Annotated in this window: 12 protein-coding genes; 3 read left to right on the forward strand and 9 right to left on the reverse strand. The window is 69.5% G+C overall.

Annotated features, from left to right (window positions below):
* Window positions 1-320: 320 nt before the first annotated feature.
* The 3 genes from ACFY1J_RS33685 to thyX all read right to left on the reverse strand — a co-directional run bounded on the left by ACFY1J_RS33685 (window position 321) and on the right by thyX (window position 3,968).
* On the reverse strand, window positions 321-2,006 hold the full coding sequence (locus ACFY1J_RS33685; RefSeq protein WP_390712438.1) for a ribonuclease J: 1,686 nt from the start codon (window positions 2,004-2,006) through the stop codon (window positions 321-323).
* A gap of 128 nt (window positions 2,007-2,134) precedes the next feature.
* On the reverse strand, window positions 2,135-3,034 hold the full coding sequence (gene dapA, locus ACFY1J_RS33690; RefSeq protein WP_263213342.1) for a 4-hydroxy-tetrahydrodipicolinate synthase: 900 nt from the start codon (window positions 3,032-3,034) through the stop codon (window positions 2,135-2,137).
* A 193-nt stretch (window positions 3,035-3,227) separates the two neighbouring features.
* On the reverse strand, window positions 3,228-3,968 hold the full coding sequence (thyX, locus tag ACFY1J_RS33695; protein ID WP_390712437.1) for an FAD-dependent thymidylate synthase: 741 nt from the start codon (window positions 3,966-3,968) through the stop codon (window positions 3,228-3,230).
* A gap of 210 nt (window positions 3,969-4,178) precedes the next feature.
* On the opposite strand from thyX, the gene ACFY1J_RS33700 reads away from it, so the two are divergent.
* Window positions 4,179-4,415 carry a hypothetical protein gene (locus ACFY1J_RS33700; protein WP_390712436.1) on the forward strand — a complete coding sequence of 79 codons (237 nt, stop codon included), beginning with the start codon at window positions 4,179-4,181 and terminating at the stop codon, window positions 4,413-4,415.
* Between the two features lie 90 nt (window positions 4,416-4,505).
* Complete coding sequence (locus ACFY1J_RS33705) at window positions 4,506-5,060, forward strand: hypothetical protein (RefSeq protein WP_390712435.1); 555 nt, start codon at window positions 4,506-4,508, stop codon at window positions 5,058-5,060.
* 694 nt (window positions 5,061-5,754) lie between these two features.
* Here ACFY1J_RS33705 and ACFY1J_RS33710 read toward each other — a convergent pair.
* The 6 genes from ACFY1J_RS33710 to eccD all read right to left on the reverse strand — a co-directional run bounded on the left by ACFY1J_RS33710 (window position 5,755) and on the right by eccD (window position 12,911).
* Window positions 5,755-6,207 carry a hypothetical protein gene (locus ACFY1J_RS33710; RefSeq protein ID WP_390712434.1) on the reverse strand — a complete coding sequence of 151 codons (453 nt, stop codon included), beginning with the start codon at window positions 6,205-6,207 and terminating at the stop codon, window positions 5,755-5,757.
* 17 nt (window positions 6,208-6,224) lie between these two features.
* Window positions 6,225-6,977 (reverse strand): 4-hydroxy-tetrahydrodipicolinate reductase, encoded by a 753-nt coding sequence (dapB, locus tag ACFY1J_RS33715; protein WP_390712433.1) that lies wholly within the window; start codon window positions 6,975-6,977, stop codon window positions 6,225-6,227.
* Window positions 6,978-7,029: 52 nt separating this feature from the next.
* On the reverse strand, window positions 7,030-8,409 hold the full coding sequence (locus ACFY1J_RS33720) for a M16 family metallopeptidase (RefSeq protein WP_390732523.1): 1,380 nt from the start codon (window positions 8,407-8,409) through the stop codon (window positions 7,030-7,032).
* Window positions 8,406-10,652 carry a polyribonucleotide nucleotidyltransferase gene (locus ACFY1J_RS33725; protein ID WP_390712431.1) on the reverse strand — a complete coding sequence of 749 codons (2,247 nt, stop codon included), beginning with the start codon at window positions 10,650-10,652 and terminating at the stop codon, window positions 8,406-8,408. Before ACFY1J_RS33725 ends, ACFY1J_RS33720 begins: the two co-directional genes overlap by 4 nt.
* A gap of 302 nt (window positions 10,653-10,954) precedes the next feature.
* Window positions 10,955-11,242, reverse strand: coding sequence for a 30S ribosomal protein S15 (gene rpsO / locus ACFY1J_RS33730; RefSeq protein ID WP_263213330.1), 288 nt, complete (start codon window positions 11,240-11,242; stop codon window positions 10,955-10,957).
* A 199-nt stretch (window positions 11,243-11,441) separates the two neighbouring features.
* A complete protein-coding gene (gene eccD, locus ACFY1J_RS33735; protein ID WP_390712430.1) occupies window positions 11,442-12,911 on the reverse strand; it encodes a type VII secretion integral membrane protein EccD in 1,470 nt (489 codons plus the stop codon).
* 162 nt (window positions 12,912-13,073) lie between these two features.
* Here eccD and eccCa point away from each other — a divergent pair, with 162 nt between their 5' ends.
* Window positions 13,074-17,036: a type VII secretion protein EccCa gene (eccCa, locus tag ACFY1J_RS33740; protein WP_390732524.1), complete on the forward strand. Its 3,963-nt coding sequence runs from the start codon at window positions 13,074-13,076 to the stop codon at window positions 17,034-17,036.
* Window positions 17,037-17,094 lie beyond the last annotated feature (58 nt).

The following is a 17,094-nucleotide window of genomic DNA, read 5'->3' on the forward strand; positions in this document are numbered from 1 at the left end:
CGCTTCCTTTGTACTCACCCTCTCGGGCTTTCCTCCGGGCGCTTCCCTTCGGTCTTGCGTTTCCGACTCTATCAGATCTTTTCTCGACCCGATTTGCTCGGCGCTTTCCAGGTTTCCGCTCTCGCGGTTCCCTTTCCGGCGGCTCCGACTTTATCAGAGATTCTGAGTCGGAATTTCCACCCGCTCCGGGACGACCTCCCGCGCGCACACGGCGGCGGGTTCCCGTTCAGGCGGAGCCGTAAACGTACTGGAGCGGGGCGCCCCGATGCAAATCGGGGCGCCCCGCTCCGGGTTCACGCGTACGAGGGGTCGTACGTGTGTCAGACCTCCACGACGACCGGCAGGATCATCGGCCTGCGCCGATAGGCGTCCGAGACCCACTTGCCCAGTGTGCGGCGGATGAGTTGCTGCAGCTGGTGGGGTTCCACGACGCCGTCCTGCGCCGACCGCTCCAGTACTTCGGTGATCTTCGGGATGACCTCTCCGAAGGCAGAGTCGTCGATCCCGGAGCCGCGGGCGTGGACGTGCGGGCCGCCCGTGATCTTGCCGGTGGACGAGTCGACCACCACGAAGACCGAGATGATGCCCTCGTCGCCGAGGATCTTGCGGTCCTTGAGCGCCGGCTCGCCGACGTCGCCGACCGAGAGGCCGTCGACGTACACATAACCGGCCTGGATCTTGCCGGAGATCTTCGCCTTGCCCTCGACGAGGTCGACGACCACGCCGTCCTCGGCGATGACGATCCGGTCGTGCGGTACACCCGTCAGGGCGCCCAGCTCGGCGTTGGCCCGCAGGTGGCGCCATTCGCCGTGGACCGGCATCAGGTTCTTCGGGCGGCAGATGTTGTAGAAGTACAGCAGCTCGCCTGCGGAGGCATGGCCGGAAACGTGCACCTTGGCGTTGCCCTTGTGGACGACGTTCGCGCCCCAGCGGGTCAGGCCGTTGATGACGCGGTAGACCGCGTTCTCGTTGCCGGGGATGAGGGACGAGGCCAGGATGACCGTGTCGCCCTCGACGATGCGGATCTGGTGGTCACGGTTGGCCATCCGGGACAGGGCCGCCATCGGCTCTCCCTGGGAGCCCGTGCAGACCAGGACCACCTCGCTGTCCGGCAGGTCGTCCAGCGTCTTGACGTCGACCACCAGTCCCGGTGGGACCTTCAGATAGCCGAGGTCGCGGGCGATGCCCATGTTGCGGACCATCGAGCGGCCGACGAAGGCGACCCGGCGGCCGTACTCGTGTGCCGCGTCCAGGATCTGCTGGATGCGGTGGACGTGGCTGGCGAAACTCGCCACGATGATCCGCTTGCGGGCACCCGCGAAGACCTGGCGCAGGACGTTGGAGATGTCCCGCTCGTGCGGGGTGAAGCCGGGGACCTCGGCGTTCGTGGAGTCGCTGAGGAGGAGGTCGATGCCTTCCTCGCTCAGGCGCGCGAACGCGTGCAGGTCCGTCAGACGGTTGTCCAGCGGCAGTTGGTCCATCTTGAAGTCGCCCGTGTGCACCACCATGCCGGCGGGGGTGCGGATGGCCACGGCCAGGGCGTCCGGGATGGAGTGGTTGACCGCGACGAACTCGCAGTCGAAGGGGCCGACGCGCTCGCGGTTCCCTTCGGCCACTTCCAGGGTGTACGGGCGGATGCGGTGCTCCTGGAGCTTTGCCTCGATGAGTGCGAGGGTCAGCTTGGAGCCGATCAGCGGGATGTCCGGCTTCTCGCGGAGAAGGTACGGAACGCCGCCGATGTGGTCCTCGTGGCCATGGGTGAGGACGATGCCCTCGATGTCGTCGAGGCGGTCCCTGATGGACGAGAAGTCCGGCAGGATCAGGTCGATTCCGGGTTGCTCCTCCTCGGGGAAAAGCACTCCGCAGTCGACGATCAGCAGACGGCCGCCGAACTCGAAGACCGTCATGTTGCGGCCGATCTCGCCGAGGCCACCGAGCGGGGTGACCCTCAGACCACCTTCGGGGAGCGGCGGGGGCGGGCCCAGTTCAGGATGCGGATGACTCAAAAGACTCTCCTCACCACGCACGCCACGTACCGGTAGGGCACGTGGCGCGCGTGACGTTCGTGCAGAAGCAGTTGTCGTTGTGGGGTGCAGGCACCGGTGTCCTGCCTATTCAGTTGTGAAGTCTGGTGTCAGAGCTGTACCCCGCCCGCGGCAAGATCGATCTTGAGCTGGGCAATCTCCTCGGTCGAGCACTCGACCATGGGCGCGCGCAGCGGCCCGGCGGGCAGGCCCTGGAGGGCGAGCGCGGCCTTCGTCGTCATGACGCCCTGGGTGCGGAACATGCCGGTGTAGACCGGGAGCAGCTTCTGGTGGATCTCGGTGGCCTTCTGTACGTCGCCGGAGGTGAAGGCCTCGACGAGGGCCCGCAGATCCGGGGTGACCACATGGCCGACGACCGAGACGAAGCCGACCGCGCCCACGGAGAGCAGCGGCAGGTTGAGCATGTCGTCGCCGGAGTACCAGGCCAGGCCGGACTGGGCGATGGCCCAGCTGGCGCGGCCGAGGTCGCCCTTGGCGTCCTTGTTGGCGACGATTCTCGGGTGCTCGGCGAGGCGGACGAGTGTCTCCGTGTTGATCGGGACGCCGCTGCGGCCGGGGATGTCGTACAGCATGACCGGCAGCTCGGCGGCGTCGGCGACGGCCGTGAAGTGCCGGTACAGGCCCTCCTGCGGGGGCTTGTTGTAGTACGGGGTGACGACCAGGAGGCCGTGTGCGCCCACGCGCTCGGCGGCTCGCGCCAGCTCGATGCTGTGGTGGGTGTCGTTGGTGCCGACGCCGGCCACGATGTGGGCCCGGTCGCCGACGGCCTCCAGTACGGCTCGTACGAGGTCCGATTTCTCCGCGTCGCTGGTGGTGGGGGACTCACCGGTGGTGCCGTTGATGATCAGGCCGTCGTTGCCTGCGTCCACCAGGTGGGTGGCGAGCCGCTGCGCGCCGTCGAGGTCAAGTGCGCCGTCCGCCGTGAAGGGCGTGACCATGGCGGTGAGGACCCGCCCGAAGGGGGTCTGCGGAGTGGAGGTCGGAGCCATGGGTAACACGCTACTCGCTGCTCAATGCGTGGTCTGCCCTTGGGGTGCGGGGAAAGTCATGACAAATGCGGAGCCCGGCACTGCCTGCTCGGGGGTTCAAGCAGTGCCGGGTCCGTTTGATCAGGCTAGATGAACTTCTACAAATGCCGCAATACGGACACTTCACCAGGCTGACCCGCACACGTGTACCGCGCTACGGCGCGACGCGGCCGTTGCCGTTGAAGGCGGCGTACGTCAGCGGCATGAGCTCGGCCCATGCGGCCTCCATTCGCTCGCCGACCATCTCGATCTCCCGCTGCGGGAAGGACGGCACCCTGGCCAGCTCGTGCTGGGTGCGCAGGCCGAGGAAGTGCATCAGCGACCGGGCGTTGCAGGTGGCGTACATCGAGGAGAACAGGCCGACCGGAAGAACCGCGCGGGCCACCTCGCGGGCGACACCCGCGGCGAGCATCTCCTGGTACGCCTCGTACGCGTGGACGTACGAGTCCTCCATCACGCGGCCGACCAACTCCTGCTGGGCCTGGGTGCCCTCCACGAAGACGTACTTGCCCGGGCGGCCCTCCTGGACCAGCTTGCGGGACTCGTCGGGGACGTAGAAGACCGGCTGGAGCTCGCGGTAGCGGCCGCTCTCCTCGTTGTACGACCAGCCCACTCGGTGCCGCATGAACTCGCGGAACACGAAGATCGGGGCGCTGATGAAGAACGTCATCGAGTTGTGCTCGAAGGGGCTGCCGTGCCGGTCCCGCATCAGGTAGTTGATCAGGCCCTTGGAGCGCTCCGGGTCCTTCTTCAGCTCGTCCAGCGACTGCTCGCCGGCGGTGGAGACTCGGGCGGCCCACAGCACGTCGGAGTCGGCCGCGCTGTGCTTGACCAGCTCTACGGTGACGTCGCTCCGGAAGCTGGGCTTGAGGGCGTCGGCGGGGGTGTCGGTCACGGCTCGGAGGGTCCTTCCATCACTTCTCTCGGGCGGCGCCCACTCTACGGCCCGGCACTGACATCGGGGCGTTCGGTACCGGGGCGCGACATCTTCGGCGAACTTCGGAGAACTTCTGTGAATTCGGGGCAAGAGGGCACCTTTTGCGTCTCTCGCTCGTCTGTGTTGGTGAGACCCACTCGTTCGATCCCCGAAGGGAGACGCAGTCCGATGTTCCGTCGGCGCGAACCCGTCCCGTTCGCCTTCCTCGCCGAAGCCGACACGTTCCGCAGCAATGTCGCTCCACCGCCCCGTCAGCGGTCCTCCGTCGGTCAGATGGCCGGGCGCTGGCTGCTGGGGCTCACGATCGTCGCCGGGCTCGTGGGCTCCGTGGTCCTCGGTGGGCCGGCGCTGTCCACTCCCTCCACCACGCAGACCCAGCAGTCCCAGGCGTCCCAGGGGCACTGACCCTTCCGGCCCCCCAAGGGTGGTGAGCGTGTACCCAGGCGGATAGCCTCACCGGGCACAGCCCATGCATGGAATGAGTGAGGACCAGCCGTGCCCCTGCCCTTCCTGACGGCCGACCGCACCTTCGAGGCAGCCGACGACGCCGCCCTGCCGTACGACGACCGCACGCGCTGGCGGCGCCCCTACCGGCCCGGGCCGTGGCGAGTGGCCGTCGCGGCGCTGTGCCTTCTCCTCGCCTCGTATGTGCTGTTCGCGGCGGTCCTCATCGCCCTGACCGGCTCGTCCTCCTCCGCCGCGGTGATCCTCTGCATCGCGCTGGCCATCATCGCCAGCGCGCTGCGGCTGCTGCGCATGGGCGTGTGGGTGAGCGCGCGCGGGGTGCGCCAGGTGGCCTTCTTCGTGACGCGTACGGTGCCCTGGAAGCGGGTGGTCTCGGTGCGCACGGTGCAGCAGCCGGTGCGCTGGCTGGGTCTTCCTCGCACGGTGCAGGGCCAGGCGCTGACCTTCGTACGGAAGGACCGCCCCGCCGAGGACACGGCCCCGCTGCTGAGCACACACGGCCTCGACTTCCTGAGCCGCGCCTCGGCCTTCGACAGAGCAGCGGACGCGGTGGAGGCATGGGCGGCGGAGTGCCACCGGGGCTGACGGGGGCTGCTGGGGGCTGCCGCTCGGGGCGACGCGAAGGACCGGTCCGCTGCAGGGCGGGCCGGCGTCTGCTTCGTGCAGGTGCCCCGCGGGTCCGCTGAAGGCGTGGATGACGAAACCCGGCGGGTCTGCCACCCGGGGCAACGCGATGGGACCGGTCCGCCGTGATGCGGACGACCTCTCGCGCAGGCGCGGCCGAGGTCCCGCTGGAGGCGCGGACGGCGGAATGCGGCGGGGCTGACGCCCCAGGCAAAGCGAAAGACCGGTCCGCGATGGTTCGGGCCAGCCCCTCCCTCGTACACACGTGCGGATAAAGGTCCGCTCCGGTACATCCACGGCCAAGGCCGGTTGAAGACATGGCGGCTGAGGACCGACGCAGACGCCGGAAGCAACGCGAAAGGGCCCCGCGGTGATGCGGGCAGACCGGGCAGACCGTCCTGCTGCACCCGGGCCAAGGCCCGCCGAAAGCATGCGCGGCCCAGTGCCGACCAGTTGCCACCCGGGGCAACGCGAGAGGGCCGCCCCCTCCTGCGTACACGTGCGGACATAGATCCGCTCCGGTGTGGCCACGGCCAAGGCCCATTGAAAGCATCCGCGGCTCAGTGCCGGCCGGGCCAACGGTGGGACCAACGCGAAGGGGCCCGTCCGCGGCGGTGCAGGCCGGCCCCCTGATGCGTACGCGTACGCCTCCCTGTCAGGGCTGGGTCGGCTTGGCTGCGTGGAGGGTGATGGCTCGTTGCATTGCCTTGCGGGCTCGGGGGGTGTCGCGGGCGTCGTGGTAGGCGACGGCCAGGCGGAACCAGCTGCGCCAGTCGTCGGGGGACGCCTCCGTCTCGGCCTTGCGCTTGGCGAAGACCTCGTCGGCCGAGTCACGGTCGATGCGGCCGCCGGGGGTGCGCCTGAGCTCGTCGACGGGCAGGCCGCACTCCGCGTCGAGCTCGGCGGCGAGCCGGTTGGCGTTGCGGACGAACTGGGTGTTCTTCCACAGGAACCACAGACCGATCACCGGCAGGATCAGCACCGCGACCCCGAAGGTGACGGTGATGAGCGTGCCGGACTGGATGAGCATCACGCCGCGGCTGCCGACCAGGACGAAGTAGAAGACCAGGACGGCGGCCGTCACGGCATAGGAGATCTTCGCGCGCATGTGCTGGGGTCCTCGAATCAGCCCAGGTCCAGGAAGTGCTCCAGGCCGAACGTCAGGCCCGGGGTCGACACCACGCGGCGGACGCCGAGCAGGATGCCCGGCATGAAGCTGCTGTGGTGCAGGGAGTCGTGGCGAACGGTGAGGGTCTCGCCCTCGCCGCCCAGCAGGACCTCCTGGTGGGCCAGCAGGCCGCGCAGACGGACCGCGTGCACCGGGATGCCGTCGACGTCGGCGCCCCGGGCACCCTCCAGGGCCGTCACGGTCGCGTCCGGCGCCGGGGCCGTGCCGGCGGCGCGGCGGGCCTCGGCGATGAGCTGGGCGGTGCGCGTGGCGGTGCCGGACGGGGCGTCGACCTTGTTCGGGTGGTGGAGTTCGACGACCTCCACCGACTCGAAGTACGGTGCCGCGATCTGCGCGAACTTCATGGTCAGAACGGCCCCGATGGAGAAGTTCGGCGCGATCAGCACGCCGACCTCCGGGGACTGGGCGAGCCAGCCCCTGAGCTGCGCCAGGCGCTCGTCGGTCCAGCCGGTCGTGCCGACGACCGCGTGGATGCCGTGGCGCACGCAGAAGTCGAGGTTGCCCATCACCGAGGCGGGGGTGGTCAGTTCGACCGCGACCTGGGCACCGGTCTCCGCCAGGGTCTCCAGCTTGTCGCCCCGGCCGAGGGCGGCGACCAGCTCCATGTCCTCGGCGGCCTCGACGGCCCGTACCGCCTCGGAACCGATCCGGCCCTTGGCACCGAGGACCGCCACGCGCAGCTTGCTCATCTTCTTGTTTCCTAACCGGAGAAGTTTGGCCGGGGTGTTCAGCCGGAGGGTTTCAGGCGACGGCGTCGTGCAGCCGGGAGGCCTGCTTGTCCTTGAGCGGGCCGATGACCGACAGCGACGGACGCTGTCCCAGGATGTCGCGGGCGACCTCGCGGACCTCGTCCGGGGTCACGGCCGCTATCCGGGTCAGCATGTCGTCGACGGACATCTGCTCGCCCCAGCACAGTTCGCTCTTGCCGATACGGTTCATCAGCGCGCCGGTGTCCTCAAGCCCCAGGACGGTCGAGCCCTGCAACTGCCCTATGGCGCGGCCGATCTCGTCGTCCGACAGACCGTTCCCGGCAACGTGGTCGAGTTCGTCGCGGCAGATCTTCAGCACGTCGTGGACCTGCGAGGGACGACAGCCCGCGTACACGCCGAAGAGGCCGCAGTCGGCGAAGCCCGAGGTGTACGAGTACACGCTGTAGGCCAGGCCGCGCTTTTCCCGGACCTCCTGGAAGAGACGGGAGGACATACCGCCGCCGAGGGCCGTGTTCAGCACGCCGAGCGCCCAGCGGCGGTCGTCCGTGCGGGCCAGGCCGGGCATGCCGAGGACGACGTGCGCCTGCTCGGTCTTGCGGCCGAGGAGCTCGACGCGGCCCGCGGTGCGGATGCTGCGCCGGCCGTTGCGGGGCGCGACGGGCTCGGCCGCGGTGCTCTTGAAGGCGCCCGCCCTGTCGAAGGCGGCACGGACCTGTCGCACGACCTTGTTGTGGTCGATGTTGCCCGCGGCCGCGACCACCAGGTGGGTGGGGTCGTAGTGCTTCTTGTAGAAGCGGCGGATGCGGTCGGCGGTCAGGGCGTTGACCGTGTCGACCGTGCCGAGGACCGGGCGGCCGAGGGCGTTGTCGCCGAACATCGTGTGCGCGAACAGGTCGTGCACACAGTCGCCCGGGTCGTCCTCGGTCATCGCGATCTCCTCGAGGATCGCGCCGCGCTCGACGTTGACGTCCTCTTCGAGGATCAGCGAGCCGGTGAGCATGTCGCAGACGACGTCGATGGCGAGCGGCAGGTCGGTGTCGAGCACGCGCGCGTAGTAGCACGTGTACTCCTTCGCCGTGAACGCGTTCATCTCGCCGCCGACCGCGTCGATGGCGGAGGAGATGTCCAGCGCCGACCTGCGGCCGGTGCCCTTGAAGAGCAGGTGCTCCAGATAGTGCGTGGCGCCGTTCAGCGCGGGCGTCTCGTCGCGGGAGCCGACGTGCGCCCAGATGCCGAAGGTCGCCGAGCGCACGGAGGGCAGGGTCTCCGTGACGATGCGCAGGCCGCCCGGGAGGGTGGTCTTACGGACCGTACCGATCCCACCGGCGCCCTTGATCAGGGTTTGGGTACGGGCGACGGCCCGCGCCTCCGAAGAGGTGCGGGCCGTCGTCTTGGAGCTACTCGACGTCACTTGTCGGTGTCGTCCTTCTTGTCCTCGCCGCCCGCGGCGGAGCCGCTGTCGGCTGCGGATTCCTCGCCCTCGATCACGGGGATCAGGGAGAGCTTGCCGCGGGAGTCGATCTCGGCGATCTCGACCTGGACCTTCTGGCCCACGCCGACGACGTCCTCGACGTTCTCCACGCGCTTGCCGCCGGCCAGCTTGCGGATCTGCGAGATGTGCAGCAGACCGTCCTTGCCGGGCAGCAGGGAGACGAACGCACCGAAGGTGGTCGTCTTCACGACCGTACCGAGGTAGCGCTCGCCGACCTCGGGCATCGTCGGGTTGGCGATGCTGTTGATCGTGGCGCGCGCGGCCTCGGCGGACGGGCCGTCGGCGGCACCGATGTAGATCGTGCCGTCGTCCTCGATGGTGATGTCGGCGCCGGTGTCCTCCTGGATCTGGTTGATCATCTTGCCCTTGGGGCCGATGACCTCACCGATCTTGTCGACCGGGATCTTGACGGTGATGATCCGCGGGGCGTGCGGGGACATCTCGTCGGGCCGGTCGATGGCCTCCATCATCACGTCGAGGATGTGGAGACGGGCGTCGCGGGCCTGCTTGAGGGCCGCGGCCAGGACGGAGGCCGGGATGCCGTCCAGCTTGGTGTCGAGCTGGAGGGCGGTCACGAACTCCTTGGTGCCGGCGACCTTGAAGTCCATGTCACCGAAGGCGTCCTCCGCACCGAGGATGTCGGTGAGGGTGACGTAGTGCGTCTCACCCTCGATCTCCTGGGAGATCAGACCCATGGCGATACCGGCGACCGGGGCCTTCAGCGGCACACCGGCGTTCAGCAGCGACATGGTGGAGGCGCAGACCGAGCCCATGGACGTCGAGCCGTTGGAGCTCAGCGCCTCGGAGACCTGGCGGATCGCGTACGGGAACTCCTCGCGCGCCGGCAGCACCGGCACCAGCGCGCGCTCGGCGAGGGCGCCGTGGCCGATCTCGCGGCGCTTCGGGGAGCCGACGCGGCCGGTCTCACCGGTGGAGTACGGCGGGAAGTTGTAGTTGTGCATGTAGCGCTTGCGGGTCACCGGGGAAAGGGTGTCCAGCTGCTGCTCCATGCGGAGCATGTTCAGGGTGGTGACGCCCAGGATCTGGGTCTCGCCACGCTCGAACACCGCGGAGCCGTGCACCCGCGGGAGGGCCTCGACCTCGGCGGCGAGCGTACGGATGTCCGTCACGCCACGGCCGTCGATGCGCTTCTTCTCCTTGATCACGCGCTCACGGACCAGCTGCTTGGTCAGCGAGCGGTACGCGGCGGAGATCTCCTTCTCGCGGCCCTCGAACTCCGGCAGGAGCTTCTCGGCGGCGAGCGCCTTGACGCGGTCCAGCTCGGACTCGCGCTCCTGCTTGCCCGCGATGGTCAGCGCGGAGGCGAGCTCCGGGCGGACGGCGGCGGAGAGCGCCTCCAGGATGTCGTCCTGGTAGTCGAGGAAGATCGGGAACTCGCCGGTCGGCTTGGCGGCCTTCGCGGCGAGGTCGGCCTGGGCCTTGCACAGGACCTTGATGAAGGGCTTGGCGGCCTCGAGGCCGGCGGCGACGACCTCTTCGGTCGGCGCCTCGGAGCCGCCCGCGACCAGCTGGATGGTCTTGTCGGTGGCCTCGGCCTCGACCATCATGATCGCGACGTCGCCGTCCTCCAGGACGCGACCGGCGACCACCATGTCGAAGACGGCGTCCTCGAGCTCGGTGTGCGTCGGGAAGGCGACCCACTGGCCACGGATCAGCGCGACGCGGACGCCGCCGATCGGGCCGGAGAAGGGCAGACCGGCCAGCTGCGTGGACGCGGACGCGGCGTTGATCGCCACGACGTCGTACAGGTGGTCGGGGTTGAGGGCCATGATCGTCGCGACGACCTGGATCTCGTTGCGCAGGCCCTTCTTGAAGGACGGGCGCAGCGGGCGGTCGATCAGGCGGCAGGTGAGGATCGCGTCCTCGGAGGGACGGCCCTCACGGCGGAAGAAGCTGCCGGGGATCTTGCCGGCGGCGTACATCCGCTCCTCGACGTCCACCGTCAGGGGGAAGAAGTCGAGCTGGTCCTTGGGGTTCTTGGATGCGGTGGTGGCCGACAGCACCATGGTGTCGTCGTCCAGGTACGCAACGGCGGAGCCGGCGGCCTGCTTGGCCAGGCGGCCCGTCTCGAAGCGGATCGTACGGGTGCCGAAGGCGCCGTTGTCGATGACGGCCTCGGCGTAGTGGGTCTCGTTCTCCACTAGCGTTTTCTCCTCGTCTTCGTCCCTGGCTGCCCGTATGACAGGGGGACGGTTGCGGAGAAGCGCTCCGTGCGGTGCGGGCCGGTCTTCGATCGAAGCACCCGGGGTTCGCTTCCCCCGGGGGCCACTACCGAGGACCGGCGGCGGCTTGGTGCGCTTCTCCTCTTCTTGTTGTGCTGTGTCGTCCGTAATGCGTTGTGCTACCACACTACAAAGCGTGAGTGACACTCCGCACGTTTCCGCACGTACGGCAAAGGGAGCGGCCCCCGAGTCCTATCGGGAACCGCTCCCTTCACGACGTCTTACTTGGCGCCCGCAGCACCGCGGCGGATGCCGAGGCGGTCGACCAGCGTACGGAAGCGCTGGATGTCCTTCTTGGCCAGGTACTGCAGCAGCCGACGGCGCTGACCGACCAGGATGAGCAGACCACGGCGGGAGTGGTGGTCGTGCTTGTGGGTCTTGAGGTGCTCCGTCAGGTCGGAGATCCGACGGGAGAGCATAGCGACCTGGACCTCGGGGGAGCCGGTGTCACCCTCCTTGGTACCGAACTCGCCGATGATCTGCTTCTTCGTAGCGGCGTCGAGCGACACGCGTACTCCTCATAGTCTGTGAGTGGCCGACCGAGCGCCCCCGGTCTTCTGCTCGGGGGAACTTCCGTCACTCGGAAGGCGGGGATCCGCTGCGCGCGGCCTCCAGGGCTTGCAGGGGGTGCCTGCGGGGCTCCGGGGGTGCGTACACAAACGGCCGTCACTCAGGGTACCAGTGCCCACGGGCTGCAATGCCGTCGGCCTAGCCGACCATGGATCGTACGTCGGTGAGGACGCCCAGCACCGCGAGGCACAGGGGGACCAGAGCGAGCAGAACGGCTCCCTCGGCGAGGTCGAGGAAGCGGCCCCAGAAGGGTGACAGGCCCTTGCGCGGTACGACGAGACCGATCGCGGTGATCAGTGCGGCACCGGCGGCGACGGCCGCCGTGAGCCAGGCCGTGCGCAGGTCGAGGGCGCCACGGTCGCCGTGCAGGACGAAGTCGGTCAGGGCGTCGGACGGCGGGTTCAGCGCGAGGCCGAGCAGCAGGAGCGCGACGGCCGCGAGGCCGGCGACCAGGACGCAGGCCACCTGGGCGGTGTACCGGAAGAGCCGCGCGCGGATGAGCATGGCCAGGCCCGTGGTCAGCGCCAGGAGCTGGCCCCACAGGTTGTCGGAGAAGCCGAGGACCGCGGCGGAGGCGACGACGACGGCCGCCGTGCCGCCCACCAGTCCGAGCAGCATCTCGTGACCGCGCCTGGCCTGGGCGGCGATGCGTTCGGCGTCGAGGGGGTCCGCGTCCGCGCCCTGCGTGGGGTCGGGGTCGAAGTCGTCGTGGGTGGCGGAGCGCGGCGAGGCGTAACCGATGGGCAGCCGGGCGAAGCGTGCCGACAGGCCCGGCAGGAAGGCGACCAGTCCGATCGCGACGGGGGCGCACACCGAGGCGGCGTCGGTGGCGGAGGCGTCGGTGAGGACGGCCGCGAAGGTCGCCAGGGTGCCGACGGTCGCCAGGAAGGAGGCGGCCACGAAGGGCGCGTCCCCTCCGGGGGTGAGTGCGACCAGGGTGACCGAGGCGACCAGGACGGCCACACAGCCGAGCATGAACTGCAACTTGCCCGGTCCCTGCCCACCCGCCGGCGCGACGACCCCGGAGCCCGCGATCATCAGCAGGGGCAGCGCGCCGAGTCCGAGGGCGACCGCCGAGGCCCGGTCGGCGTACACCCGCGCGCGTACGCCCGCGAAAGCCGTCAGCAGCAGGCCGAGACCGCCGGCGATGATGCCGGGCAGGCCGTGCATGTCGTGGCGTACGGGGTCGGCGTACCAGAGGACGAATCCGCACAGCAGCAGGAGCAGCGCACCGGCGGTGAGTCCCGCGACGCGCAGCAGTTCGTCGCTCCACAGGTGCCGGTCGCGTACGACGGCGGAGGCAACCGCGTCCGAGACGTCGTCGTAGACCGCGGGCGGCAGCGACTCGGCGAAGGGGCGCAGGCTCAGCACCTCACCGTCGAGCACCCGTTCGTCGGCGAGGGTGCGGGCGCCGTCGAGGACGCTGCCGTCACGGCGGACCAAGTGGTACCCGGTCGGGGCGCCGGCGGGCTGGGTCTGGCTCGTGAGGCGGAGGATCTCGGGGTAGACGTCCGCGACGGCGATGTCCACCGGGAGAGCCACGTCGATCCGGCTGTCGGGCGCCACCACCGTGACCCTGCAGAATCCTGTCGCCGCGGTCGTACTCACCTTCACTGACCCCCTGTTCGCGGATGCGTACGCTGCGGGCGTCACCCTACCGGCACTCAGTGTCAGTGGTGGCAAGTAGGATCGCCGGCAAGCGGACGACGGCCGTCACCACGGGGGTGCCGGTGATCAACCGATCGTCCGTATAGGGAGATTGATGCTCCGGTGAGCCAGCTCGTCATCAGGCGCCCACCACGCTCCCTGCCGCCCGAAGTGTCCTCGGACGAGCTACAACTGGAAGCTCCTCCCGAGCTGCCGCGCGGGCAGCAGGAGGGCATGCTGATGCAGGTCCTGCCCACTCTCGGCATGGGCTCGTCCGTGGTGTTCTACTTCGCGTCTCCGAACGCCCACCCGTTCATGCGGATCATGGGCGTGGTGATGCTGATGTCGACCGCCGCGATGGTGGTCTCACAGATCGTCCGCTACCGCCGCGGTACGCAAGGGCAAATGGCAGATGTGCGCCGCGACTACCTCCGTTACCTCGCGCAGACCCGGCGTACAGTGCGCAAGACCGCGCTGCGCCAACGCGACGCGCAGCTGTACCTCCACCCGTCTCCCGAACAGCTGTGGTCGGTGGTCGCCGAGGGCAGCCGGGTGTGGGAACGGCGCGTCGGCGACGGTGACTTCGGGCAGGTGCGGATAGGACTCGGCCCGCAGCAGCTGTCCACTCCCCTGATGGCACCGCACACCGCGCCGGTGGACGAGCTGGAGCCGCTGTGCGCCGGTGCCATGCAGCGGTTCCTGGCCGTGCACGGCCAGATGGACGGCCTGCCGGTGGCGGTCTCGCTGCGCGCCTTCTACCACGTCACGGTGTCCGGCGCGCCGGAGTGCGCCCAGTCCGCGGCACGCGCGCTGGTGGCCCAGGCCGCCACGTTGCACTCCCCCGACGACCTGATCGTGGCCGTGGTGACGGCGCCGGGCGCGGTCGCCCGCTGGGACTGGACGAAGTGGCTTCCGCACTGCCAGCTGGCGGGGCAGTTCGACGGCGCGGGCACGCGCCGCCTCTTCGGAGACGACCTCGGCGAGCTGGAGCAACTGCTGGCGGCCCGCCTGGACGGCCGGCCGCGCTTCAGCCGGGACGGTCAGCCGCTGCTGGACCAACCGCACATCCTGGTGGTTCTCGACGGCGGCATGGTGCCCCCGACTTCGGCGTTCGCGGCGGCCGAGGGCCTGCAGGGCGTGACCATCGTCGAGGTGGTCTCCGGCGACCTCGACCAGCCCCGCGGTGATCTGTCGATCGTTGTACGGCCGGAACGCCTGTGGCTGGACTCCGGTGGCGGGGTCGCCTACGAGGGTGTGCCCGACGGGCTGTCCCTGCCCGCCGCGGAGGCGCTCGCACGCCAGCTCGCACCGCTCCGTATGGGCGGCGGGGACGATGACGAACCCCTGCTCGCCAACCTGGACTTCACGGATCTGCTGGGTCTCGGCGACGCTGCCTCCGTGGACGTCACGCGCACGTGGCGGCCCCGTTCGACACCGGAGCGGTTGCGGGTGCCGATCGGTGTCGGCGAGGGCGGCCAGCCCGTCATGCTGGACCTCAAGGAGGCCGCGCAGGACGGCATGGGCCCGCACGGCCTGTGCGTGGGCGCAACCGGCTCCGGCAAGTCGGAGCTGCTGCGGACCCTGGTGCTGGGCCTGGCGGTCACGCACTCCTCCGAGACGCTGAACTTCGTGCTCGCCGACTTCAAGGGCGGCGCGACCTTCGCCGGCATGTCGCAGATGCCGCATGTCGCCGCCGTGATCACCAACCTCGCCGACGACCTGACCCTGGTCGACCGCATGGGCGACGCGATCCGCGGTGAGCTCCAGCGGCGCCAGGAACTGCTGCGCGCGGCCGGCAACTACGCCAACATCCACGACTACGAGAAGGCGCGCGCCGCCGGTGCACCCCTGGAGCCACTGGCCTCCCTCGTCCTCGTGATCGACGAGTTCAGCGAACTCCTCACGGCTAAGCCGGACTTCATCGACATGTTCATCCAGATCGGCCGCATCGGCCGCTCCCTGGGTGTGCACCTGCTGCTGGCCTCGCAGCGTCTCGAGGAGGGCAAGCTCCGGGGCCTGGACACCTATCTGTCGTACCGGATCGGTCTGCGGACGTTCTCCGCGGCGGAGTCGCGCGCGGCACTGGGCGTGCCGGACGCCTACCACCTGCCGTCGGTGCCCGGTTCCGGGTACCTGAAGTTCGGCACGGAGGAGATGGTGCGCTTCAAGGCGGCGTACGTCTCCGGGACGTACCGCGCGGGCGGGCCCGAGGTCACGCAGGGCAGCCTGCCCATAGAGCGCCGCCCGGCGCTCTTCACGGCGCCACCCGTGCCGGTGGCGTATGTGGCTCCGGATCCGGCGCAGACGAACGCACCGGCCGCCCGTCCGGAGGACGACGCCCTGGCCGACACCGTCCTGGACGTCATCGTGCAGCGGCTCGAGGGCCAGGGCGTACCCGCGCATCAGGTGTGGCTGCCCCCGCTGGACCAGGCACCGACGCTGGACCAGTTGCTCCCGGCGCTGGCGGTCACCCCCGAGCGCGGCCTGCAGGCGCCGGAGTACACGCGCCTGGGCGGCCTGACGGTTCCGCTGGGTCTGATCGACAAGCCCTTCGAGCAGAAGCGCGAGGTGTTGTACCGGGACTTCTCGGGTGCCGCGGGCCACGCGATGATCGTGGGTGGTCCGCAGTCCGGAAAGTCGACGTTCCTGCGCACCTTGGTGACGTCGTTCGCGCTGACGCACACGCCGCACGAGGTGCAGTTCTACTGCCTGGACTTCGGTGGCGGCGGTCTGGTGACGCTGGCGGACCTCCCGCACGTGGGCGGCGTGGCGTCCCGGCTCGACCCCGAGCGCGTGCGCCGTACGGTCGCGGAGGTGGCGGGCATCCTCAACCGCCGCGAGCAGTTCTTCCGCGCCAACGGCGTCGACTCCATCACGACGTACCGCAGGCGCCGCGCGGCGGGCGAACTGCCCGGCGAGGCCTGGGGTGACGTGTTCCTCGTCATCGACGGCTGGGGCAACTTCAAGACGGACTACGAGGGCCTCGAAGGCATCGTCAACGACATCGCGGGCCGGGGCCTGGGCTACGGCGTCCATGTCGTCATCTCGGCCTCGCGCTACATGGAGGTCCGTGCGGCCCTCAAGGACCAGATCCTGGGCCGCCTGGAACTGCGCCTGGGCGACGTCATGGATTCCGAGTTCGACCGCAAGGTCGCAATGAACGTACCGGCGGGCGTCCCCGGCCGCGGCCAGGTGCCGGAGAAGCTGCACTTCATGACGGCGCTGCCGCGCATCGACTCGTCACCGTCCCCGGACGACCTGGCGGAGGCGACGGCACAGCTGGTCCAGGCGGCGAAGGCCAACTGGCAGGGCCCGGCGGCCCCCACGGTCCGCCTGCTCCCCCGCAAGCTGCCCGCCGACCAGCTGCCCAAGGGCTTCGAGTTCCCGCAGCACGGCATCGCGATCGGCATCGACGAGGCGAACCTGGAGCCGGTCTTCATCGACCTCGACAGCGACCCGTTCTTCCTCGTCTTCGGTGAGAGCGAGTCCGGCAAGACGAATCTGCTGCGGCTGATCGCGCAGCAGATCGCGGAGCGCTACACGCCGGCGGAGGCGCGCATCGTCGTCGGCGACTACCGGCGCACGATGCTGGAGGCGGTGTCCGAGGAGCACCTGCTGGAGTACGCCCCGATGGCGTCGGCGATGCAGGTCCACATGGACGCGATCCGTCAGTTCATGGAGATGCGTGCGCCGAAGCCGGACATCACGCCCCAGCAGCTTCGCGACCGCAGTTGGTGGAACGGCCCGCAACTGTTCGTCCTCATCGACGACTACGAGCTGGTCGCCAACAATTCGGGCAACCCGCTGTCCCAGCTGGTCGACCATCTGCCCTTCGCACGCGACGTGGGTGTCAAGTTCATCATCGCCCGCAGCGCGGCCGGTGCCTCCCGTGCCATGTACGAGTCCTTCATGCAGCGGGTCAAGGAGCTCGGCGCGCAGGGCGTGGTCCTTTCGGGCGACCCGAGCGAGGGCGACATCCTCGGCACGGTGCGAGCGCGGCCGATGCCGCCGGGACGTGGCGTGTTCGTGTCGCGCAAGCGCGGTACGTCGCTGATTCAGGTGGGGTTGCTTCCGCAACGCCATTAGAGTGATCGATCGAGTCTTTACTTCGTTCGGGTGAACGGAGCGCAACGGGGAGAACGGG

The sequence above is a fragment of the Streptomyces sp. NPDC001406 genome, assembly GCF_042895285.1.
Taxonomy (GTDB): domain Bacteria; phylum Actinomycetota; class Actinomycetes; order Streptomycetales; family Streptomycetaceae; genus Streptomyces.